We start from the raw sequence: 7,218 nt of genomic DNA on the forward strand, positions 1-7,218 counted from the left end.
TATTAATTAGTAGTGGTAGTGGTGGTCAGCAAACCGAGTTCCTTGCCAGCCTGCTCGAAGGCGGCCAGCACTTGCACCAGCTGTTCGCGGGTGTGGGCGGCGGACAGCTGCACGCGGACACGGGCCTGGCCCATCGGCACGACCGGGTAGAAGAAGCCCGTCACCAGCACGCCCAGTTCATACAGGCGGGCGGCGAATTTCTGCGCCACGGGAGCGTCGAACAGCATCACGGGCACCACCGGATGCGTGCCCGGCTTGATGGTGAAGCCAATGCGTTCGATCTCGCTGCGGAAGAAGGCCGTGTTCTCATGCAGGCGGTCGCGCAGTTCCGTCGACTTGGCCAGCCGTTCCAGTACCGACAGCGAGGCGCCGGCAATCGATGGCGCCAGGGTATTCGAGAACAGATAAGGACGCGATTTCTGGCGCAGGGTGTCGATGACTTCCTTGCGCGCGGAGGTAAAACCGCCCATGGCGCCGCCCAGGGCCTTGCCCAGGGTGCCCGTGATGATGTCGATGCGGCCCATCACATTGTGGTGTTCGTGCGTGCCGCGGCCCGTCGCGCCCATGAAGCCGGATGCGTGGCATTCGTCGATCATCACCAGCGCGCCGTACTGGTCGGCCAGGTCGCAGATCTTGTCCAGCTGCGCAATCGTGCCGTCCATCGAGAACACGCCGTCCGTGACGATGACTTTATGGCGCTTGCCCGCGGCAATGGCCGCTTTCAGCTGCACTTCCAGGTCGGCCATGTCGTTGTGCGCGTAGCGGTAGCGGCCAGCCTTGCACAAACGGATGCCGTCGATGATGGAAGCGTGGTTCAGCGCGTCCGAGATGATGGCGTCGTTTTCATCGAACAGGGGCTCGAATACGCCGCCGTTGGCGTCAAAGGCCGCCGCGTACAAAATCGTGTCTTCGGTACCCAGGAACGCGGAGATCGCCTGTTCCAGTTCTTTATGCACGGTTTGCGTACCGCAGATGAAACGCACGGACGACAGGCCATAGCCATACTTTTGCGTGGCGGCAATGGATGCTTCCTGCGTCTGCAGGTCGCCGGACAGGCCCAGGTAGTTGTTCGCACACATATTGATCAGGGTACGGCCATCGTCGCACACCACTTCGGCGCCCTGGCGCGAGGCGATCACGCGCTCGGGCTTGTACAAGCCCTGCTGGCGCAGTTGATCGAGATTCTGTTGCAGACCGCTGAAAAAGGTGTTCTTCGCTTGCTCGCTCATGATGATCCTTGTGTGTCCCTGCGTTTGTGGTATCCGTGTGACCTCAGCCGCCATAGGGAAAAGCGGCCGCTTGACCGGTGCGCGCACAATGCTGTACCGTGAAGCGCTGTTTGAAGTCTACACGTTTCCGTGTTTTTCCTCAAAATCCACTATTTCGAACTGAAATTCAATATAGTGGATATTACCCAAGCCTTTTGAACTTTGCAAGCCACCTGCCGATGAAAACCAGCGTTTCGACCAATTCTCCGCCCGAAGTGGGCGCCACCCTGCAACGGCTGCGCCTGGCGCGCGGCCTGACACTGGAGGATTTGTCGCGCATCGCCGGCGTGTCGAAGTCCATGCTGTCGCAAATCGAGCGCGAAAAAGCCAATCCCACCATCGCCATCACGTGGCGCCTGGCCAACGCCCTGGGCGTGCAGATCGGCGAATTGCTGTCGAGCGCGGAAAAAGCCGTGGAAACCATCCGCATCACGGACGCCCACGAAACCCCCACCCTGCCCGGCGACCACGCGGGCTACGTGCTGCGCATCCTCGGGCCGATGGAACTGGCCGGCAAATACGAATGGTATGAAGTGACCCTGGCGCCGGGCGGCGAACTGGCCTCGCAGCCGCACGACCCGGGCACCACCGAACATTTGACGGTGATTCACGGCAACCTGGAACTGGAAGTGGGAACGGCGAAGAAAAAGGTCAAGAATGGCGGCACGGCGCGCTATCCGGCGGACCAGCCACATACGATACGCAACCTGGGCAAGACGGAAGGCAAGGCATTATTGGTGGTCATCCATAGATAGTTGCTTTTCAGCAGTGTGCAATAAGCTCTTTCGCCCATGCTAAGATTTTGGATTAGACAAGATTTTCACTGTCTTTCATGGAGCCTTAGCAATGACGATTTCCGAAAGCACCACCCTCTTCCACAAGAAAAAAGTCGTCGAGTACGATCCTGATATTGCGCTGCAATCCGGGCAGGACATCGTCTACCGCCTCTCGCTCGAGTATGACGACAAGCGCAAGATGCCGGACCTGATCGCCGGCTTCCTGGAAAAAACCGACAAGAATGCGCTTGAAGCGCTGATCATCGGCATGTGGGGCGACCCGTACGAAGCGGGCGCCGACGAGGTGATCGCCGCGCTGGCCAGCCACGCGCCGCAGTTGCCGAACTTGCGCGCCCTGTTCATCGGCGACATGACGTACGAGGAATGCGAAATTTCGTGGATCGTGCAAGGCAGCTACAAGCCCCTGCTGGACGCTTTCCCGCAGCTGGAAGAGCTGCGCATCCGTGGCGGCAATGAACTCGTCATCGAACCGTTCGCGCACCAGAACCTGCGCCGCTTCACCATCGAAGCGGGCGGCATCGATCAAAAGATCGCCGCAGCGCTGGCGCAATCGAGCATGCCGCAACTGGAACACCTGGAGCTGTGGCTGGGCACGGACGACTATGGCTTTTCGGGCGACGTCGACCTGTACCGCAAGGTGCTGGCGCAGCTGACCGTGCCAACCCTGCGCTACCTGGGCCTGCGCGACGCGGAAATCGCCGACGACCTGGCCGTCTGGCTGGCGGAAGAACCACTGGTGGCGCAGCTCGACACCCTCGACCTGTCGCTGGGCACCATCGGCGACCTGGGCGCCGTGGCCGTGCTCAATCACACGCAGCTGGGCAAGTTGAAGCGCCTGGACCTGTCGCACCATTACATCTCGGAAGAAAACCAGGCCAAGCTGAAGGCGCTGCCGTTCGAGGTGGTGCTGGACGACCCGCAGGAAGCCGATGAAGACGATGGCGAAAGCTATCGTTATGTCGCCGTCGGCGAATAAAACCTGATGCTTTTGCTGGCCACCAGCGGCAGCAAGCGCGTGCGCCTGCTGCAGGCGGCGCGCGCGCAACTGCGCCTGCCGCCCGCGCAGGTGCTGGAATGGCGCGACTGGCTGGCGCAGCCTGCCCTGCTCGAGGACGCCTTGCGCCGGCCCTGCCTGTTCAAGATCGAGACGCCTGGCGACGACCCGGCGGCGCACCTGCGGCTGCTGCATGACGGTTGTCGGCAGCTTGATCGCGCGCCCGTGCATGCACCGGAACATGGCGAGCTGCTGGCCATGGATGCGTGGTTCGCAGGATTTGCCTCCGCCATGGCCTCCCTGGCGGCGCAGCTGGCCTGCCTGCCGCAGACACGCGTCTTCAATACGCCAGCCGAAATCTGTCTCATGACGGACAAGCTGGCGTGCCAGCGCCACCTGGCCGCGCACGGCGTCGCCATTCCCAGCCTGCTCGGCCCCGTGCACGGCTACGAGCATCTGCAGTCGCTGCTGCACGAACACCAGCTTGACCGCGTTTACCTGAAACCGCGCTACGGTTCGTCCGCGTCGGGTGTCGTCGCCTACCGCAGGAACAAGGCCGGGCGCCAGCAAGCCACCACCTCGGCCGCCTTGCAGCATGGGGACGGCGCGGCGCGTCTGTTCAACGTCAAGCGCATGGCGCGCTACGAATCCGAACACGACATCGCCGCCCTCGTCGACGCGCTGGCCGCCCAGGAACTGTATGCGGAGGCATGGCTGAACAAGCCGCGCTGCGGCGACGGCCATTACGACCTGCGTATCGTGACTGTGGCCGGCCAGCCGGCGCACCGCGTGGCGCGCATCGGCAACCAGATGATGACGAATCTGCACCTCGACAACCGGCGTGGCGACACGGCCGGCCTCTTGGACGCAGCCGACCTGGCGGCGCTGGAAGCGGCCAGCGCCCAGGCCGCGCGCGCCTTCCCACACAGTCACGTGACGGGCTACGACCTCGTCGTGCGCCATGGCCATGCCCATGTGCTGGAGGCGAACGCCTTCGGCGACCTGCTGCCAGGCCTGCTGTGGCAAGGCGCGGACACTTACGCAGCGCAACTGACGCAACTGCCCCATGTTTAAAGACCCACCTGCCATCCCCGACATGCACGCCATCGTCGGCAGCCACGACATCGTCTTCATCACGCTCGACACCCTGCGCCATGACGTGGCGCAAGCCCTGTATGAAGCGGGCGAACTGCCCGTGCTGGGCCGTTTTCTGCCGCCGGGCGGCTGGGACAAGCGCCACTCGCCCGCCACGTTCACGTATGCGGCGCACCAGGCCTTCTTTGCCGGTTTTTTGCCCACGCCGGCAGCGCCGGGCCGCCATCCGCGCCTGTTCGCCAGCGCTTTTGCGGGCAGCGAAACCACCTCGCCGCACACGTTTGCGTTCGAAGAAGCGGACCTGCCCGCCGCGCTGGCCGCGCGCGGCTACCGCACCATCTGCATCGGCGGCGTGGGTTTTTTCAACAAGCAGACGGCGCTGGGCGCGGTGCTGCCGTCGCTGTTCCAGGAAAGCCACTGGAGCGCCGGCATGGGCGTGGCCAGCCGCCATTCGACGCAAAAGCAGGTGGCGCTGGCGACCCGGCTGCTGGCGCAAAACGATCAGCGCACCTTCTTGTTCATCAACGTGGCCGCCCTGCACACGCCGAACCGCGCCTACCTGCCCGGCTGCCGCGCCGACAATCTTGACAGCCATGCGGCGGCCCTGCGCTATGTGGATGGCGCGCTGGCCCCCCTGTTTGCCGCCTGCGCCGCGCGCGCGCCCACGTTTGCCATCGTCTGCTCGGATCACGGCAGCGCGTATGGCGAAGACGGCTACCGTGGCCACCGCATCGCCCACGACAGCGTGTGGCAGGTGCCGTACGCGCACTTCTTCCTCACGCCAGATACCATTTCTCAGGAGTCCCCACCGTGAACCCATCCGAACAACCGGGCACCCTGGCGCAGCGCATGCGCCACACGCCCTACCAGGCGTATTCATACTCGTATCCGCACAAGGCCGCCTACCGCGCCTTGCCGCAGGCCGCGCCGCTGGCGCCCCTGTGGGCGCAGCAGGACCGCTCCGCCCTCTTCGCCTACATCCACATCCCGTTTTGCGAAATGCGCTGCGGCTTTTGCAACCTGTTCGCCATGGCGCGCCCGAGTGCCGACATGGTCGAGCGCTACGTCCAGCAAGTGCTGGTGCAGATGCGCGCGCTCAACGGCGCGCTGGGCGAACGGCGCTTTGCCCGCTTCGCGCTGGGCGGCGGCACGCCTACTTACCTGTCACCGGCGCAGCTTGACACCCTGCTGTGTGGCGCGCGCGACATCCTCGGCATCGACCTGCAGCACACGCCGGCCGGCATCGAGGCGTCGCCTGAAACCATCACGGCCGAGCGGCTTGCCGTCTGCCGCGCGCATGGCATCGACCGGGTCAGCCTGGGCATCCAGAGCTTTGCCGCCGGCGAGATGCGCGCGCTGGCGCGTCCCCAGCAAAACGCCACCGTGCATCACGCCATCGGCCTGATACGCGCGGCCGGCTTCCCCACCCTGAACCTGGACCTGATCTACGGCATCGCCGGGCAAACCGTGGCCAGCCTGCTCGCGTCCATCGACAGCGCGCTGGCGTTTGCGCCCGAGGAAATCTACCTGTATCCGCTGTACGTACGGGAACAGACGGGTCTCGGCAAGGTGGCGCGCCGCCAGGGCGCGCAGTCGCTCAACCCCATCATGCTGGCGCGCGACGGCGACAGCCGCCTGGCCCTGTACGCGGCCGCGCGCGACCATCTGCGCGCCCTGGGCTATGAACAGGTCTCGATGCGCATGTTCCGCGCACCGCATGCACCGGAGCAGAACGGTCCCTCGTACTGCTGCCAGAATGACGGCATGGTGGGCCTGGGCGCGGGCGCCCGCTCTTACACTTCGCGCCTGCATTATTCGAGCGAGTACGCGGTGGCGAGAACGGAGACCATCGGCATCATCGACAACTACCTGGCGCTGGACGAGGAACGCTTCGCGCAGGCCGAACACGGCTATGTGCTCGATGATGCGGAACAGCGCCGCCGCTACGTGATTCAGTCGCTGCTGACGGAACCGGGCCTGGACCGCGACGCCTACACGGCGCGCTTCGGCACGCGCTGCGAGCTTGATCTTCCGCAGCTGGCCGAACTGCACGCCTTGGAACTGGTGGAGGAAAACGGCCCGCTGCTGCGCCTGAATGACCGTGGCTACAGCTACGCCGACACCATCGGCCCGTGGCTGGCCTCCGAGACGGTGCGCACGCTGATGGCCGAAGGCGGCCAGGCGTGCTGACAGCACCAAAAGAAACGCTGTCCCTGCTGTACCGGGGCACCTTGGCCAGTTGCAACTACGCCTGCGGCTACTGCCCGTTCGCCAAAAAGCGCGACAGCCGCGCCACCCTGGCCCGCGATGCGCACGAAGTGGCGCGTTTTACCAGCTGGGTGGCGGCACAAAAGCGGGACATCAGCGTCCTGTTTACGCCCTGGGGCGAAGCGCTGGTGCGACGCCACTACCGCGCGGCCATGCAAACCCTGGCTGCCTTGCCCCATGTGCGCCAGGTGGCGCTGCAAACGAATCTGTCCGGCCCCTTGAACTGGCTGCAAGCGATGGACGGGCTGGAAAAGATCGGCCTGTGGTGCACCTACCACCCGGACCAAACGACCCTTGCCCGCTTTCTCGCACGCTGCGCGCGCCTGGACGCCATGGGCGTGCGCTATTCCGTCGGCGCCGTCGCCATGAACGAGCACCTGGACGCCATCCGCGCCCTGCGCGCGGCCCTGCCGGCCCACGTCTACCTGTGGCTGAATGCGTATGACCGGCGTGGCCCCGGCTACTACAGCGGGGAAGACCTGGCCTGGTTTGACGCCGTCGACCCGTGGTTCGCGCAAAACCGCCGCCCGTCGCCTTCACGCAATAAACCCTGCCTGGCGGGCGAAGCGTCGTTGTCCGTCGATGGCGATGGCGAACTGGCGCGTTGCCATTTCGTGCCGGAGCGGCTGGGGAATCTGTATGAGGATGACCTGGCCGACATGCTGCAGGAACGCAGCTGCCCGCGCTTCAAGTGCGATTGCTATATCGGCTATGCGCAGCGCAAGGATTTGCCGTTTCAGGCGGTGTTTGGGGAGGGAGTATTGGCTAGGATCGTGCACGCAGAGCAACGTAGGTC

The 7,218-nt window shown here is 64.5% G+C and carries 7 protein-coding genes; 6 read left to right on the forward strand and 1 reads right to left on the reverse strand.

Annotated elements, in window-relative coordinates:
• Positions 1-2: 2 nt before the first annotated feature.
• Positions 3-1,229: a glycine C-acetyltransferase gene (gene kbl, locus HWE17_RS23405; protein WP_035818512.1), complete on the reverse strand. Its 1,227-nt coding sequence runs from the start codon at positions 1,227-1,229 to the stop codon at positions 3-5.
• Positions 1,230-1,447: 218 nt separating this feature from the next.
• Here kbl and HWE17_RS23410 point away from each other — a divergent pair, with 218 nt between their 5' ends.
• The 6 genes from HWE17_RS23410 to HWE17_RS23435 form a co-directional block, all read left to right on the forward strand.
• Positions 1,448-2,023, forward strand: a complete 576-nt coding sequence (locus HWE17_RS23410; RefSeq protein ID WP_034751403.1) for a helix-turn-helix domain-containing protein — start codon at positions 1,448-1,450, stop codon at positions 2,021-2,023.
• Between the two features lie 91 nt (positions 2,024-2,114).
• Positions 2,115-3,041 (forward strand): STM4015 family protein, encoded by a 927-nt coding sequence (locus HWE17_RS23415; RefSeq protein WP_176390420.1) that lies wholly within the window; start codon positions 2,115-2,117, stop codon positions 3,039-3,041.
• Positions 3,042-3,047: 6 nt separating this feature from the next.
• On the forward strand, positions 3,048-4,133 hold the full coding sequence (locus HWE17_RS23420; RefSeq protein ID WP_176390421.1) for an STM4014 family protein: 1,086 nt from the start codon (positions 3,048-3,050) through the stop codon (positions 4,131-4,133).
• Positions 4,126-4,968 carry an STM4013/SEN3800 family hydrolase gene (locus tag HWE17_RS23425; protein WP_217916863.1) on the forward strand — a complete coding sequence of 281 codons (843 nt, stop codon included), beginning with the start codon at positions 4,126-4,128 and terminating at the stop codon, positions 4,966-4,968. The genes HWE17_RS23420 and HWE17_RS23425 overlap by 8 nt, the downstream gene beginning before the upstream one ends.
• Positions 4,965-6,344: an STM4012 family radical SAM protein gene (locus tag HWE17_RS23430; protein WP_278315751.1), complete on the forward strand. Its 1,380-nt coding sequence runs from the start codon at positions 4,965-4,967 to the stop codon at positions 6,342-6,344. Before HWE17_RS23425 ends, HWE17_RS23430 begins: the two co-directional genes overlap by 4 nt.
• Positions 6,338-7,218 (forward strand): STM4011 family radical SAM protein (locus tag HWE17_RS23435; RefSeq protein ID WP_176390422.1); only part of this gene is annotated, 881 nt, incomplete at its 3' end. The genes HWE17_RS23430 and HWE17_RS23435, both read left to right, overlap by 7 nt.

The sequence above is a fragment of the Janthinobacterium sp. BJB401 genome, from assembly GCF_013372745.1.
In the GTDB taxonomy this organism is placed as follows: domain Bacteria; phylum Pseudomonadota; class Gammaproteobacteria; order Burkholderiales; family Burkholderiaceae_D; genus Janthinobacterium; species Janthinobacterium rivuli.